Here is a 16832-nt window from a genome sequence, read left to right on the forward strand (position 1 = left end):
CTTTCTTAAGAAAAACCAATGTAATGAGCGATTGTCACAAAAATAGCTCCTAATGTGTATTGAATAATGATTAATGGGAAAATCCATTTCACCCATTTCACCCATGAAATTTTTGCTAAAGCCAATCCAGCCATAAAGTAGCCAGACGTTGGTGTGAAAATATTGGAAATACCATCTCCGAATTGGAATGCAAGCACTGCTGTCTGACGAGTAACGCCAACTAAATCCGCTAATGGAGCCATGATTGGCATGGTTAGAGCTGCCTGGCCACTTCCAGAAGGGATAATGAAGTTTAATAGACACTGAACAATATACATACCGAAAGCCGCTAACACAGCAGGCATTTCACCGATTGTAGAGGAAAAGGCATGTAAGATCGTATCCATAATCTTACCGTCTTGCAAAACAACGAGTATACCATTTGCCACACCGACTACAAGTGCTCCCATCACCAGTACACTACAGCCTTTAATGAAGGACTCGGAAATCTGACTGAAGTTCATCTTTCCGACTAACCCTATTAAAATCCCCATAAGTAAGAAGAGACCTGCAATTTCTGATAGATACCAGCCGAATTTGATTACTCCAAAGGCTAACGTTACTAGTGTTCCTAGGAGGATAGCGAAGATAATCTTATGGCGTCCAGTAAGTGTTGCGATTTTATCAGGAATAATAAAATCATCTTCTTGTTTTTCACCATACATAATACTTTTCTTAGGATCTTTCTTTATTTTATTCGCATATCTCATCACATACCAAATGCTAATAATTAGGAAAACGACAAAAAAGATAATACGTAGAGTCATTCCAGAGAATATAGGAATCTCGGCAATACCTTGTGCTACACCCACTGTAAAGGGGTTTAAAAACGCTGCTGTAAATCCTGCAGAAGTACCTACCAATACGACGGCCGCACCAACCATGGAATCATAACCAATAAGCAACATCAATGGAACTAAAATAGTTATGTAAGGAATAGTTTCTTCCGCTAGACCAAGCATTGCTCCAGATAAAGCGAAAAATGTCATTAAGATGGGGATGAGCAGTATTTCTCTTCCTTTTAGTTTTTGTGAAATAGATCCTACTGCTGCTTCAATTGCTCCTGTAGTTTGAAGGACTCCAAAGGATCCACCTACAATGAAAATATAAAAGATAATACCAGCAGAATTTACCATTCCTTTATGAACGGCTTGGAAGATAGACCAGAATCCAGCGGGTGTCGACTCGGTTTCTGCATATGTATCCGCAACGACTACCGTCCTGCCTGCATCGTCTACAATTCTCTCATACTCCCCTGCAGGTAATATGTATGTAGCTATAGCTGCAAGGATGATTAAGGAAAATAAAATTACATACACATGAGGGATTTTAAACTTTTTTTCATCATGCTTTTCCGTTGAATTACCCATTAATATTCTCCTTTTCTTTACAATTATTTCTTAATTAATTTATTATACTGAGAAAGGAATAAATATTCAATTAGTTGTAAGAATATTTTAAAATGACGTGATAATCTCTTCTATTTCCTGCAAGAAAGGAAATAGATTCATAATAGGAGGTAGTAGTTTATACTACAAGATGAGCTGTAAAATTCCTTTGTAACCTTTTTGTTACACAAATGTAAACTCACTTACGTTTATATCGTGTTAGGATGGGTATAGAGAAATTTTGGTAATTTTTCAATACGCATCTATGGGGGAACTTACGGTTTGACTTCTTTGTTTAAAAAAATCATCACTATTTTTAGTTTGTCATTAGTTTTAGCCGCGGGAACATTTGGAGGAAATACAGCAGAAGCATCATCTGTATCATCAACAGAAATAGTATCGAGTGCGAAAAATTTAGTTGGAATTAAATATCGTTTTGGTGGAACAACGAAGGCAGGCTTTGATTGCTCAGGATATATTGGCTACGTTTACAAACAAAATGGAATTAAGCTTCCGAGAACTGCAGCAGGTATGTACAGCACAGGAAAAAGTGTGAAAAAAGCTAATTTACAAACTGGCGACTTAGTATTTTTCAATACATCCGGAAAAGGTGTTTCCCACGTTGGCATGTACATAGGTAATGGAAAGTTCATCCATGCATCTACATCCAAAGGTGTTCGTGTTGATAAATTAAACGACCCATACTATTGGGGTAAAAAGTATGTAGGTGCAAAAAGAGTAGCTACAGTTGCAGTAGCAAAAAAATAAAATGACTGTTCAAACCGTTTCGGCTATGTTGCTGAAACGGTTTTTTAATACTTGAGGAGCCTGGCGACCTGGGTGAGCAGTTTACTCTCGGATAGAGTAGATTTACTCTCGGTTGGCTGGTCAATACTCTCGATTAAGGCTGCTTTACTCTCGGATAGCGCCGATTTATTCTCGTTCAGCCGGTTTACTCTCGCTCGAGGAGGATTTACTCTCGTTCAGCGGTGATTTACTCTCAATTAGGAGATTCATATTCTTGTATAGAGGAGCCAGGTCAGCTAGTTAGTAGCTTACTCTCGGATAGAGTGGATTTACTCTCGATTGGCCGATCAATACTCTCGATTAAGGCTGCTTTACTCTCAGATAGAGCCGATTTATTCTCTTTCAGCCGGTTTACTCTCGCTCGAGCAGGATTTACTCTCGTTCAACGGTAATTTACTCTCGGATAATCGAGTCATACTCTCATATGACCCAGCCCCCCTGGTCAGTTGTTTACTCTCGAATAATCGAAATTTCTTTAGGAGTTACTTATATAGCCAAAGCGCGATTTGCAGTAGGAGTGCATCATGAAAGATGGTTGGGTCATAGCCAGTTATCTCCTTGATTTTCTGTAAGCGATAGGAAAGAGTGTGCCGGTGAATGTTTAATTCATCAGCGGTAGCTTGTAGCTGTTGATTTGTATTAAAGTATGATTGCAGGGTATGTAAGAGCTTTTTATCGAGAGAGCCAACTAGTCGGTTTGTGAAATGAGCTACCTCTGTTGTTTCTCGACTTTTTAATAAGGAAAAAAGCTCAGCCTCTTCAAAATATCGGATGTGATTTTTTTCATTTCCGTATACAAAAGCCACCTTGGCGGTCTTATATGCATATAGTACTTGTTCTAAGGTGTTTACCTCTTGGCCAACCCCAATCGGCAAAACGTGATACTTTCTCATATAGGATATAAAGTTATTTACTATATGAGTAAACGCTTGTTTTGATAAGCCGGAGACTAGGATGAAATGCTCCTTATCTTGGTAGTGTCCCACTAGCACAGAGCCTTTGGGAAACAACAGATCAATTTCTTGAAGGATGCTTTGGTAGGAGCTTGATTCTGGATTTATTTCTAGCATAATAGCATGATAGGGTGGGATATTTTTATACCCTAGCTTCTTTAAGCGTTCCACCAGCAGTTTCTTTGGTGGCTGTCCACTCATTAATTCCTCGAAAATCATTTCTTGCAGTTTTCTTTTCCACTCTCTCTCGGAGACTATTAATGCTTGGTGAACCATCATTTCGGTTGTCAGCTGTACAAGGTTCGCAAACTCCTCGAGCTCCTCAGGATTTCCGGTTATGCCAATTACGCCTACCAACTCCTTTTGAAAGAAAATAGGCATGTTGATGCCAGGCTTTGAATGTGGAAATAGATGATTATTTTCTATATTTATTCGTAAAGGGAGCCGCGTATGAGCCACCTCAATTGCTCCTTCATGAATGCTGTTAATACGTAGCTGATCTCCAGATGCAAGAATTACTCCATTTGTTTGCATGACATTTATATTTCGATGAAGCCGCAGCATTGTCTGTTCTACAATCTGTTGGGCTAATTGTTTTGTAAGCATATTTCCACCTCTATGTATAAAAACTAAGCTGTTATAATACAGAAATTTTATACTAAAAGTATAATGTATTTTCATGCAATTAGCACTATAATTTTTGAAAGCGCTTTAATAGATTGGAGGAAAGCCTGTGAGAATCGTTATTAGTCCGGACTCTTTTAAGGGATCCTTGACCGCAATAGAGGTAGGAGTACAAATGACTGAGGCAATAAAGGAAGTAAACGCTGAAATAGAAACTGTACTATTACCTGTAGCAGATGGAGGAGAAGGAACATTAGAGCCTCTCATAGAAGCGACAGAAGGAAAGCTGATAAATGTCCAGGTACATAATCCTTTAGGGAAAATGATAGAGGCTTCTTATGGGGTTCTTGGTGACGGCAAGACATGTGTGATTGAGATGGCAAAAGCATCTGGCTTGCCATTGATAAAAGAAGATGAGAGAGATCCTTATAAGGCTTCTAGCTTCGGGACTGGAGAGTTAATTCTACATGCATTAGACCAAGGCTACCGAGAATTTATTATTGGAATTGGAGGCAGTGCCACGAACGATGGTGGCACAGGAATGCTTCAAGCTCTTGGTGTTACGTTTTCTAATACCATAGGAGAGGTTATCCAGCCTAGAGAATTTTTACTGGAGGAGTTGGGAGAGATCGATCTAGCTTCCTTCGATTCTAGAATTATAGAATCAAAGTTTACAGTGGCTTGCGATGTAGATAATCCATTTGTAGGACCCCATGGAGCTACGGCTGTGTTTGGTCCACAAAAAGGAGTAATTGCAAAGGATGTACCGTTGTTGGACCAGAAGCTGGTAGCGCTTGGCGATAAAATAGAAGAAAAGACTGGAATACGTATTCATGAAAGTCCTGGGGCAGGAGCGGCAGGGGGTCTTGGCGGAGCATTACTAGCTTTTTTCCCTGTCGAATTAAAACCAGGAATAGATGTAGTCATGGAAGCAATACATTTTAAAGAGAAGCTAAAAAATGCTGATTTGGTCATAACGGGCGAAGGAAAAAGTGATCGTCAGACACTGGCTGGGAAAGCGCCACTCGGAGTCGCCAAATTGGCAAAAGAATTTGGAATCCCTACTATATGTATCTCGGGGATGGTCGAGGATAAAGAGCTGCTCTCTTCTCATTTTTGGAAGATTGCCAGTGTGGTAGATGGATTTGTTTCAAAAGAAGATTCTATGAACAACCCAGGCTATTATGTAAGACTACGCACGAAGGAAGTATTGCAAACCATTCTAGAGGAAAAGAGGTAGAAACATGTTATTTTTGATTATTCTAATCGGCGTCTTGTTTGTCGTGTTAGCGACTGCAGTATTTAAAGTGCATCCATTTTTATCATTACTAATCAGTGCTTTTTTTGTAGGGATCGCTTCTGGTATGCCGTTATTAACAGTAGTGTCTACGATCAATACGGGTTTTGGCAGCTTGATGACAAGCATTGGTATCGTTATCGTGGCTGGAACGATTATTGGAGTTATTTTAGAAAAATCCGGTGCGGCTTACCGTATGGCAGAAGTAATATTACGATTTCTTGGGGAGAAGCGCCCGCAGCTTGCAATGTCAATGATTGGGTATATTGTGTCCATCCCAGTGTTTTGCGACTCAGGATTTGTTATTTTATCTAGCTTGAAAAAATCGCTGGCAAAGCGTGCAAAAGTAAAGGTAGCTTCTATGGCAGTTGCGCTTTCCACTGGACTATATGCAACTCATACATTAGTGCCACCGACTCCGGGTCCAATTGCAGCGGCAGGAAACATTAATGCAACGGATTACTTGGGAACAATTATTTTAGTTGGCTTACTGGTTGCTATTCCCGCAGTGCTTGTGGGATACATTTGGGCAGTAAAGGTAGGAACGAAAATCGATGTTCCTGCAGACCATGAGGAGGCTTTGGATTACGAGGAGGTAATAAAATCCTTTGGAAAAATGCCTTCTACGTTTAAAGCATTCTTACCGATTGTGTTACCGATTTTATTGATAGGTATCGGATCAATTGCCAAACTGACGCTTGATGAGTCAGGGATATCAAACTTTCTACAATTTTTAGGTTCACCAACAGTCGCATTACTCTTTGGTGTGCTGGCGGCATTCCTGCTTCTTCCTGAAATCAGTGAGACGACATTAACTGGATGGATCGGAGAAAGTTTAAAAGAGGCAGCACCTATTCTACTTATTACTGGTGCTGGGGGAGCGTTTGGAACAGTTATCAAAGAATCTGGTGTTCAGGCTATATTAGAAGGAATGGACTTAAGTGCTTTTGGAAGTGGCGCCTTATTCTTGCTAGTGCCATTCCTAATAGCAGCAGCGCTTAAGACGGCTCAAGGTTCTTCCACGACTGCATTAGTCGTAACCTCTACTTTGGTTGCACCAATGCTTGTAACATTAGATATAAGTGGAGCACTTCCATTAGCACTTGTGGTTATGGCAATTGGTGCTGGTGCTATGACGGTAAGCCATGTGAACGATAGCTATTTCTGGGTCGTAACGCAATTCAGTGGAATGAAGGTAACAGATGCTTACAAAGCACAGACAATGGCTACTTTGCTACAGGGTGTTACTACTATTATTGTAACTATGTTTTTATGGCTAATATTCGTATAAAGCTTTGAAAAGAGATGAAGCAGAGTTAGATATTAATAGCTATCCTTCGTATAAAATATTTTTCAAATTAAGCAGTTAGCATTAATGGTTTAAGGGTAGCCAGTAACCTAAGCTGAAAGTAAGAAAGGACTTACGATTTTAGAGAAAATCGTAAGTCCTTTTATTTTATTTGTTCAGGCTTTCCTCTTTTTAATTGGTGATTGTTACAATTTTCTCTCCAATGACATTGCCGTATTCATCGAAGGCGATGAATTTTGCTTCGGAGAATAAGGAAAGGTTAGCGATTTCATAGCTTGCTTTTTCAATTGCAAAGTAGTTTTGTCCTCTGTCAATCAGCTCGTAATCAATATTTCCTTCTAAAGAAGAGAAGCGAACAATGACTCTTGCTGTCGTTCCACAATTATTATCCATAAAGGTATTCAGGTATAGACTATTGCTTGTCAGCCTAATGGTAGGCGAGATAAAGCCTTGGTTGAAATACGAGCAGCTTGGAGGTGGAGTTACACATGTTATTTCATTGATGATTGTTTGGTAAGCAGTAGTTATGTTCCTGCTATCTTTCACATGGAAATAGCTTCCTCCAGTAGTAGCTGCCACTTGCTCTAAAAATTCCTCATTTAGCTGGTTCTTGTCGCCTAAGCCTATTGTATAAATCGTCACATTACGATCCCTAGCCTTTTGTAAAAGAGTTAATAATCTGTTTGTGTTTGATTTTCCATCAGACAACAGAATGGCTACCTTTGGTGTCTGGTTATTAGAGAACCTATCAAGCGCTATATCTAAGCCAGCCACAATGTTGGTTCCGCCAGATTGCGTGACATTATAGAAGGAAGAGCTTACAGTATACTGATTTCCTGTTGCAAGCAAATGGCCGCTCGAGTTGAAGTGTGATCCAACGTTATAGGCTGCACCGAGCTTGGAAATCATCTCTTGTGATTTAGACACCCTTAGTCGATCAGGATCATTACGCTTCATACTGCCAGAGGAATCGATAATAAAACCTATTTCATAATCTCTCGGACAGCTGTGATCAATGGTTAATGGATGTCCAAGATCTACTTCCTGTGTTTGTGGTCTATTTACCACTGCTCCGACGATGGAGCTATATCTAGGATCTGCCTGTGTAACAGTTGCAGTATATTGACCGAAGCCCCTGTTACGATTGTTTTGAACAGTAGTGCTGGCGACCCCGTTAATAAATTGTACTTCATTGCTAATGAAGTTAAACTGTGAGGATGTAAACCTTACTTTTCCGTTGTAATCGGTAATGACATCTCCACCTGGGCGAACGATTGTAGCTTTTACTTGAATGGTTTGGTCACTATAGCTATCGAAGCCCCAACTATAAACTTCATGTTCAATACGAAGCTCTGCTTTTGGTTCATACGTAACTTTTACATTAACTGGGGTCTTATAGCAGGACATGTTGACACCAGAATAATTGCCCTCAGTGATTGTGAAGGAGATTGTATCCGTTACGTTTTTGTTTGATTTGATTGCTGTGATGTTCGCTGTAATATCTGGACCATCCGAATAAAGTGTAGTAGCAGAATTGACCTTGCTGCCATTCTCTGTCGTGATGGATGCTCCTAGTGTAGAACGGACAACTAGTGGAATTGATTGGTCAAATGAAATTGGGTTGCCGTAACAATCCTTCAGGGAAATGGTGATGAAACTGGAATCCACACCATTAGCTAGTAAAATTGGCTTTTCTATATCAACTCCTGCTACGCGGGAATCGGTGCCAGTAGCAGGGGGAGTGTTTGTGCCCGGCTTCGTTGGGCTAGGAAATACGATTGTTCCATTGTCGGGGAAATCAGCTGGCACGTCAGCGACATTTCCATTTTTTACTCCTACGATTTTATAGACTCCTCTGTTTTCAAGTCGCTGAAGCAATACGATTGCATCGGCTCTTGTCAGTGTCCTCTTGGGCTGAAAGTCTTCATATGTTTTCTTTCCGCTAGTTCCATTTGAAAGTCCTTGGCTATATAAGTATTCCACGGCATATCTCTCGGTAAGCTTATAGCCATCTGCTGCTGCAATAATTTTTGCAAACTGCCCACGAGTAATTGGTTTATTTCTTTGCTTCGAATCAGAGAGGCCTGCTAAAGGGATTTGTTTGCTCTTGAAATAACGATAATATCCTGCAGAGCTTGCTTCCCCTTCCTTTGCAACATAGGGAGAAACCCGTTTATAGGAACTATCCTGCTTTGTTAAAACTGAAATTAGCTGAGATTCTGTTATAGCTTTGGTTGGCTTGAAGGTCCCATCCGGGAATCCTGCCGTTATTCCTTTTTTAGTCGCCCACTCGATGGAGCTGTATGCCCAATAGCTCTTATTGATGTCTTTATAAAGATTCGCAGCGCTTACTGAGAGAGAGCTTGTTAGGAAAAGAAAAAATATGGATAGAAGTAGACCGCGTCTCAAAGTAGCTTTCATTAGTATTTCCTCCCCTTAGTCAAAAAAGAGCATGTCGTCACGGTAATTTTGTTTTAAATCTGCTTCTAGGAAGTTCAAGAAGCGTGAAATAATGGCAGAAGCCTGTGCTCTCGTAAGAGGCTGATTTGGATTAAAGCGGTTTTTTTCATCTCCACTTATTAGTCCGAGCTCAGTGGCTACATAGACACTATCCTTCGCATATGCAGGGATTTTTTTATCATCCGCATAGCTTGTTTTAAAGCCAGGGCTTGGTGCTCTTCCTTCTAAGCCGAGTGCGCGTACTAGTATTGCTACGGCCTGTGCACGCTTGATTGGTTGGTTTGGAGCAAAGGTAGTAGGGTTAACTCCTGAAATGATTCCTTTTTCTACTGCACTTTCAATGTAAGGATAATCTGGATCTTTCGGATTCAAATCAGCAAAAATTGCCTTTGCAGGAGCTCTTTTTGTTTTTGGTTGCTCTAATACTCGAAGGTCAACAGCCTTCAATACTCCTACCGTAAATTGATATCTTTGCATCGGTGTGTTAGGAGAGAAGAATTGACTTGATTCGTCTAAAATGCCTAAGGAATATAGCTTTTCAATGTCGTCCTTTGCCCAATGGTTAGAAAGGTCGCGAAGCTTGGGAACAATTAACCGTTCTACAGTAGGCAGGTTTTCTTGTGCAAGATTCATTTTTCCTTTTGAAGACGTATATCTTGAATAGGGAATATCATACGTATATTCTGCAATCATATTGCTAGAGTTGATGACAGAATGCCCTCCTACAAAGCTTGAAAGAGAAGGAGGATTTGGCTCATATTGCAACGTTTTTGACTTGCTGTCAGAGACCTTGCTAGTAATATAAGCAGTTCCTTGCGGAGTGATGATTTCGTAATCCATTAGCTGAGTTTCGGTAGCACCCCAGAAGTTTTTATAACCCATGTCTCTTCCACTCATAAACATGGTGATAGTTTCTTTAGTAGAGTTGGAACCAGTGCCTTTTGTTGTCTTAATAAATGTTTTTCTACCTGAAATATTGCCAGAGTAGTAATCAGACGCTGGTCTGTTGTCAATGATTGAAGCCTTAGAAAATTGATAGTCATCTAAAGTATAGGTTTCACTTCCTACCGTGATTTTTTCAGTAAAACTTTTAACTATCGTATTGGAGGTTGTTTGTCCTTTATCTGCATGTGCTTCTAGACTAGAAACATAAACTACGTTTCTAGTTAGTTTATCTCCATCGGCTGAACTAAGATTGAACTTATAGGTTGTTGTAATCTGATTCTTCGCTTCTCTTTCTGTAACTATAGGTTTTCCAGAAAATCTAATAGGGTAACCTGCAAGGAAGAATACTTCTTCATATGTATATTCGTTTTGAACTCCTCCTTGGAATTCTGGAGCCTTTGCAAAGGCTTTTTCTGTGTCTAGCGCAAGGAACAATAGACTTACACAAAGTGCAAAAGATAAATAGAATTGTAATTTTCTCATGTTGTTTACTCTTACCTCGTTTCATCGATTTGAGGATGGAATTGGCATGTAAAGTAGTGCTTACATGCCAAATTTTCATCTCTTCATTCATTCTTCTCTTAGAAATTTTTATCCAAAGGCTATGAGTCTGGTTTTCGTTAGATTGACAGAGTGAATTTTTTCACCATGGTATTTTTCATCTTCTTCATACCGATAAATAGAAACAGTAGTTAGATTTTCTTTGTCGTGCATGTGTTTTCCAATTAGCTAAACTCCCTTTACAAAACACTATGGAATTTCAGGTTACGAGCCGAGTAGTTAGTCAACTAATATAAATCTGCCTTTTACAAAAGATTCGTGGATGATAAATAAACGGTCGTTCGGCTCAAGGTCGCTAATGGAAATCACTTTGCCTTCCTTAATAAATGTTGCCTGTTCAACATTCATATTGTATATTTTTCCTGCTTCCTTCCAAGTGCCTGACTGCCAATTGCTTACGTTTTGTACCCTTATCGTTGAACCGTAGGAAGTCTCTAATCGACCAATTGATATTAGATTTGCAGGCTTTGTTATTGTGCCAACAAGGTGCATTGCAGTTATGTCATTGTCTTTCACATAGAAATATGCGAACTGACCGATTCTGTCATCCAGTTCATTTTTAGGCAGAACAGTTAGGGTTCCTCTTCTAAAATCTTCTACCGCTGTTGTCTCATTATGGAATGTAAGCTTAGTGCTAGGGGTACTCGCCCAGTAGTTGCCAGACAGCTTACTAGCATTATTAACCGTTGTCTCATAGTTATTTGTCGAGCTTATTCTACCGTAATATAATGTATAATCAGCTAGGTTTGGACTTTGAAAACCATCATTTGTAATTTGAATAATATTCGCAAATTGATTTTTAGCCGTGCCATCTGTTAAAACAAAAGCTGTACCACTGGCCTGTAAACTGTTTGAATCTACTAATCGTCCATTTCTAATTAAAATGGAACCACTGTGGTAAGGAAATATGCCTGTGTTTCTAAGACCAATCTTTTTAGTAGACGTGTTAATAGAGGACATAGGCTGGTAATAGCTTCGTTCACTAGATTTTTGGATAATTATCTTTTGGATGACTTCCTTGCCAAATTGGCTCACTGTGACATAGTAAACCTCGTCATTCACATATGAACGGAGCTGGCTTTGCTTTATCTGTTTATTCCCTACGTAAATAGATGTATTATAGCCAAATACTCGTGATGTATTATTAGAAGCCCTTAGTTGCCATTTCCAATCCTTAAATATTTCCTCGTTTTTTACTACTAGTTTACTTTGTATGGGATCTATTTTTTGGATAGTTCCTTTATATATATTCTCGATGATGGAGCCCTGGGTATTTACTTCGATGGAGGAAATGATGTTTGAGTCGTGCTCCACTAACATTCCTTTTACTTTATCGCCCTCAAAAAATGCACTTAAATCAACTTGACTCTGATCTTTAAATAACTCTGTCTCGTTATTCATATAATAAGTTTTTGTTTTCCCCGACGTCAGCTTAATTGAAAGGTATGTACCCTTCTTATCTATCCGACTGATGCTGCCAGAGAAGCTTTTTCCAATTGCATCTGTATCACTGTTTGCAATATTTACGTTGCCTCTTAATTCTTTCACCTTTCGAAGGTTAACTTCTGCTTCTATTTTCATGCCTAGTTTGAAAGCTGTAATAGTAGTAGGTATTGAATTAATGGAAAGTTTGGAGGAGCTATCCATATGAAAGGTTACCTCTCGACCGTTGCTGCTTTTAATGGTTACCTTCACTGGTTTTGTGCCTATGGAACCATCGTTTTTTTCAAAATCGGTGTAAGTAGCTTCGACAAAAGTTCCCTTGTAAAGTGTGGATGCAGTAGCTTCAGATGATAAAAATAGGCTACTAATGAAAAGCGTTAGTACTATACAATAGAGGAAAATCTTCTTAGACAAATTATTGCCCCCTTTATTTGTGACTATATGTATAGTTATTTTATCGGCCAATATTCCAATAATGTTATGAAATTATTGATATTTCTATCTTTTCCATAGAATTCCGAAAGCGGGTTCTTATTTATAAAATATTTTGAATATTTTATAAAAGGGTATTTACGAATTTAGTAAAAGGAGTATAATTGCATATAATATATTGCACATTTCTATAGTGTAATTTAATAATCTAATAGCTAAATGGGGTAATGATATGTCTAATAGTCTAAAAATTCTTTTGAACGAAAGTGATATTAAAAGTGACAAGATTCCTGCAAGTGAATTGGTTTTTGGACGGAAATTCACGGACCATATGTTTATAGCGGACTATACTGCCGGAGTAGGTTGGCATGATTATCGAATTGTTCCATATCAGCCTATTATGTTAGATCCCTCCGCTACAGTTCTGCATTACGGACAAACTGTGTTTGAAGGAATGAAGGCATACCTTTCTGAAAAAGGGAAGATTCGCTTATTCCGTCCGGAACAGAACTTGAAACGGATGAATATATCCTGCGACCGTTTAAGCATGCCGCCAATAAATGAAGAAATGGCACTAGAGGCATTAAAGCAATTATTAGAGGTAGACAGAGAATGGATACCAAATGAGCCAGGGACTGCTCTCTATATCCGACCTTTCATGATAGCTACAGAACCACATCTAGGGGTTTCGCCGTCAAAGACTTATCGCTTTATGATTATCATGTCGCCAGTTGGTTCTTATTATAAAGAAGGAATTCACCCTGTGAAGATTCTCGTAGAAAGTGAATATGTACGGGCCGTGGCAGGGGGGACTGGTGCTGCTAAAACAGCTGGTAACTATGCAGCTGGTTTAAAGGCACAAGAGGTTGCTGACCGAGAAGGGTACTCACAGGTGCTATGGCTAGATGGAGTAGAAAGAAAATATATAGAAGAAGTCGGTAGCATGAATGTCTTCTTTAAAATAGACGGAGAGGTTGTCACACCAGCGCTAAATGGCAGTATTTTGGATGGGATTACTAGAAAATCGATTATCCAGCTTCTAAAATACTGGGGTGTTCCAGTATCTGAAAGAAAGGTTTCGATGGAGGACATCCGGAATGCATATGTTAATGGGAAGCTTGAAGAGGCTTTTGGTACCGGAACAGCAGCGGTTATTTCCCCTATAGGAGAGCTTTGCTGGAAAAATGAATTGTTTTATATTAACAACGGCGAGGCTGGCGAGCTGTCTACAAAATTGTATGATACGTTAGTTGGTATCCAAAGAGGAAAACAAGAAGACCCATTTGGTTGGGTATTAGAGTTATAGAATCTTGAAGAATAGTGGGTTAGAACAAATCCAAAAACAGTACTTATGATTCTTTCATAAGTGCTGTTTTATATTGGAGACTCAGGTTTTTCAGTTGTTGCGCCGGAGGCCAACAGGATGTTGGTCAGGAAAACGTTGTCACACGACGTGACGTTCTTAGTTTTCCCTCCACGTGGCAAGCCAGCACCCAATAGTTAGAGGTTGTACAATTTTGCCTATCACTCTGCTTAGCCCCGCTAAAATATCACAAAACTTCGTTACAATGGAGATGTCTTAATATGTCTTCGAGATTTCCCAACTTCTACACTACTTACTTTGGACTTAGGACGAAGTATAAAGGACAATTCCGGAAGAGACTGTTCTTTGGAGGTCTGCAATGAACAGGAACTATATGGATAAGCATCTGTCTTTGTCATAATGCCTGCTAACAGTGGCTGCTCGTATATAAAATTTACTATTTTTAATAGCTCATTTTCTGTTTGAATAATGCTAGTGAAGAAATTTGATTCATATAGCTGCCCTGTCCATTTATATTTTTGTTTATAGTAACGTGAATAGGTTTTATTGATATATAGCATAATCTCAGGGAGAGGTTCTTGGGAGGAGCGGATTAGTATATGATACTGGTTATCTAGTAGACAGTAAGCGAGTAAGTGGAAAGAAGACTCCTTGCTAGCTCTTCTCAAGATACGAATGAATTCTTTATAATCATCGGAACAGCGGAATATTTGTTGTCTATTATTACCTCTCATCGTTACATAATAGCAAGTGTATGGCAGCCAAAATTTTCTCGTGCTTTGCATTCCTTTCAATCCTCCCCTAAACTATTTTTTTAAAAGATACAGTAATTTACATAAGATGACAAATCACTTAATTAAATGTTTTATGAAACTATTCCATTTTATTAAGAAAAAATGAATGAAAATGGTTTTTCCGTATGCAAATGAGGATAAAAATAATTTATAGGTATACAAAAATTAAGACAGATTTAGCTTAGTGGATGAAAATATTTCCTTGGAGCGAGATAGTTTGTAGATTAAAAATGAAAGTTTGTCGCCTTTGACACTAAAAGACAAACGCTTCTCTTATACGTTAAAATATGGTATTGACTATTAGGAGATAAGACAATGTCTCAAGGAAAAATTTTAAAATAGTATGATAGAATAAGAGCAAAAGGAGGATTCTAATGAAGGAACAAGTGCTAATCATAGAAGACGAAGAGAATATTGCACGTGTTCTTCAATTGGAATTGCAGTTTGAAGGATACGAGGTTGAAGTTGCCCATACCGGGCCGGATGGATTAATTAAATATAGAGAAAATAGCTGGAATCTCGTGTTGTTAGACTTAATGTTACCTGGACTCCATGGCTTGGATGTATTAAGAAGAATTAGGGCAACAGAAATGAGTACTCCGGTCATCTTATTGACAGCAAAGGGAGAGGTAGAAGATAAGGTGGCAGGCTTGGATTTGGGGGCAAACGATTATATAACAAAACCGTTTGAGATTGAAGAGCTAATGGCTAGAGTGCGATCTGCCATCCGCTTTGCTAAAAAAGTGGATGCCCCTCAAGTGAAGGACGAGAAGATCCATGTGTTCCACACCCTTGTGTTAAATGAACATACTCGAGAAATTACAAATAACGGAAGGATGATAAATTTAACCCCAAGGGAATACGACCTTTTACTTTTTCTAATGAGGCATCCCAACCAAGTATTATCTAGAGAGCAACTACTGGATGCAGTGTGGGGATATGATTATTATGGAGATACAAATGTGGTAGACGTTTACATAAGGTATGTACGAAAAAAACTGGAAGTAACGGGGAAAGCATCTTTTATCCAAACTATCCGTGGGGTTGGTTATGTGTTGAAGGAGCAATCTAATGAAGCTTAAAACGAAGATTCATCTGTTCTCGACTTTTTTAACGCTTGTTATATTGGGAATAATGAATGTTGGCGTTTATTTCATCTATGAGCGCTTGGCTTACGATACGGAGTATAAGCAATTAAATGAGGAGATAGATGAGCTGATTACTGCCATTAGTAAGTTAGAGGAAAAAGATGATGCAGCTACTTTGCTTAGAGCCTATCTTCCTCCGAATGGCGGTATCCGGGTCGTTCAATCAAATGTAACTAAAATGTTTGTTCAATCTATTGAGGGGCTTAATAATTATTATCCCGAATACCAGTCTGAAGAAAGATATTCGATTGATAATTTTGAAGGGCCCCCCGTGATGGCAATCTCTAAGCCTGTTATTTGGGCGGATGGGGAAGTGCTGGAAATCCAAGTGATGAAGGTTTTATTAGAAGTAGAGAAAAACTTAACCTACTTGCGCTTTACTCTAATAGGGGTTACGTTGATTGGTCTGTTTCTTATGACCATCTCTAGCTTTATACTCGGAAATATTATTACGAGCCCTATTAATCGCCTGATTAATACGATGGCTAAGAGTAGAATTTCAGGGAACTATGAAAAATACAAGCTAAGCCCTAATAGAAAAGATGAAATTGCACAGATGGGGATTGCTTTTAACGAAATGATGGAGCAGCTTGAGGAAAATTATAAGAAACAGGAGCAGTTCGTATCAGATGCTTCTCATGAATTAAAGACGCCTATTACGGTTATTGAGAGCTATGCTCGATTGTTAGCTAGGCATGGTTTGAAAAACGAAGAAGTAGCGACGGAATCCATCCAAACTATCTTAAAGGAAACAGATCGCATGAAGGAGATGGTTTCACAAATGCTCCTGTTGGCTAAAGGGAATAGCCAAACCACTCCTCACATAGAAACAGTTAATATAGAAGAACTTGTGTCCTCTACTCTTCAATCGCTACGTACTGCATATGGAAGACAATTTATTCTTGAGTCGGAAGCTAATCTTTTGGTGGATACGGACAAGCAGAAGCTAAAACAGTTGCTGTTCATTATCTTAGACAATGCGAGGAAGTACAGCGATAAAGAAATTTATACTATTGTCCAAAAGAAAGAGAAGGGTGTATTAATCAGTGTCCAAGATTATGGGAATGGTATACCAGAGGAAGCATTAGATCATATTTTTGATCGTTTTTATAGAGTCGATCAGGATCGAAACAGAAAGACTGGCGGAACAGGTTTGGGCCTGGCTATCGCAAAAGAGATTTCGAAAACACTCTCCATCGATTTAACAATTTCTAGCAAGATTGGGGAAGGGAGCACTGTATATATTTTTATTCCAAATTAACCATTTCTCATCAATTTTTAATGTTTCTTTATTATGATGGTAGGGTG

At 38.9% G+C, this 16832-nt stretch carries 12 protein-coding genes; 6 read left to right on the forward strand and 6 right to left on the reverse strand.

What is annotated here, in order from left to right; genetic code table 11:
* Positions 1–5: 5 nt before the first annotated feature.
* Positions 6–1409: a YfcC family protein gene (locus AC1ECF_RS14705; protein WP_480390179.1), complete on the reverse strand. Its 1404-nt coding sequence runs from the start codon at positions 1407–1409 to the stop codon at positions 6–8.
* Positions 1410–1709: 300 nt separating this feature from the next.
* On the opposite strand from AC1ECF_RS14705, the gene AC1ECF_RS14710 reads away from it, so the two are divergent.
* Positions 1710–2195, forward strand: coding sequence for a C40 family peptidase (locus AC1ECF_RS14710; protein ID WP_480390180.1), 486 nt, complete (start codon positions 1710–1712; stop codon positions 2193–2195).
* 521 nt (positions 2196–2716) lie between these two features.
* Here AC1ECF_RS14710 and AC1ECF_RS14715 read toward each other — a convergent pair.
* On the reverse strand, positions 2717–3793 hold the full coding sequence (locus tag AC1ECF_RS14715) for a CdaR family transcriptional regulator (RefSeq protein WP_480390181.1): 1077 nt from the start codon (positions 3791–3793) through the stop codon (positions 2717–2719).
* A gap of 127 nt (positions 3794–3920) precedes the next feature.
* On the opposite strand from AC1ECF_RS14715, the gene AC1ECF_RS14720 reads away from it, so the two are divergent.
* Both AC1ECF_RS14720 and AC1ECF_RS14725 read left to right on the forward strand, forming a co-directional pair.
* Entirely contained in the window at positions 3921–5051 is a 1131-nt protein-coding gene (locus AC1ECF_RS14720) for a glycerate kinase (protein WP_480390182.1), read from the forward strand.
* 4 nt (positions 5052–5055) lie between these two features.
* On the forward strand, positions 5056–6399 hold the full coding sequence (locus tag AC1ECF_RS14725; RefSeq protein WP_480390183.1) for a GntP family permease: 1344 nt from the start codon (positions 5056–5058) through the stop codon (positions 6397–6399).
* Positions 6400–6588: 189 nt separating this feature from the next.
* Here AC1ECF_RS14725 and AC1ECF_RS14730 read toward each other — a convergent pair whose 3' ends face one another.
* The 3 genes from AC1ECF_RS14730 to AC1ECF_RS14740 form a co-directional block, all read right to left on the reverse strand.
* Positions 6589–8838 (reverse strand): S-layer homology domain-containing protein, encoded by a 2250-nt coding sequence (locus AC1ECF_RS14730; protein ID WP_480390184.1) that lies wholly within the window; start codon positions 8836–8838, stop codon positions 6589–6591.
* Positions 8839–8853: 15 nt separating this feature from the next.
* The gene (locus tag AC1ECF_RS14735) at positions 8854–10305 is read right to left on the reverse strand and encodes an S-layer homology domain-containing protein (protein ID WP_480390185.1); all 1452 of its coding nucleotides are present in this window, start codon (positions 10303–10305) and stop codon (positions 8854–8856) included.
* Between the two features lie 297 nt (positions 10306–10602).
* Positions 10603–12240, reverse strand: a complete 1638-nt coding sequence (locus AC1ECF_RS14740; RefSeq protein ID WP_480390186.1) for a hypothetical protein — start codon at positions 12238–12240, stop codon at positions 10603–10605.
* Between the two features lie 250 nt (positions 12241–12490).
* Between AC1ECF_RS14740 and AC1ECF_RS14745 the strand changes: the two genes are divergently transcribed.
* Complete coding sequence (locus tag AC1ECF_RS14745) at positions 12491–13564, forward strand: branched-chain amino acid aminotransferase (protein WP_480390187.1); 1074 nt, start codon at positions 12491–12493, stop codon at positions 13562–13564.
* 257 nt (positions 13565–13821) lie between these two features.
* Here AC1ECF_RS14745 and AC1ECF_RS14750 read toward each other — a convergent pair whose 3' ends face one another.
* Positions 13822–14367: a transposase gene (locus tag AC1ECF_RS14750; protein WP_480390188.1), complete on the reverse strand. Its 546-nt coding sequence runs from the start codon at positions 14365–14367 to the stop codon at positions 13822–13824.
* A gap of 383 nt (positions 14368–14750) precedes the next feature.
* On the opposite strand from AC1ECF_RS14750, the gene AC1ECF_RS14755 reads away from it, so the two are divergent.
* The gene (locus AC1ECF_RS14755) at positions 14751–15458 is read left to right on the forward strand and encodes a response regulator transcription factor (protein WP_480390189.1); all 708 of its coding nucleotides are present in this window, start codon (positions 14751–14753) and stop codon (positions 15456–15458) included.
* Positions 15448–16785, forward strand: a complete 1338-nt coding sequence (locus tag AC1ECF_RS14760; RefSeq protein ID WP_480390190.1) for a sensor histidine kinase — start codon at positions 15448–15450, stop codon at positions 16783–16785. The genes AC1ECF_RS14755 and AC1ECF_RS14760 overlap by 11 nt, the downstream gene beginning before the upstream one ends.
* The last annotated feature ends 47 nt before the right edge of the window (positions 16786–16832 follow it).

The organism is Psychrobacillus sp. Z3-81, from assembly GCF_056620325.1.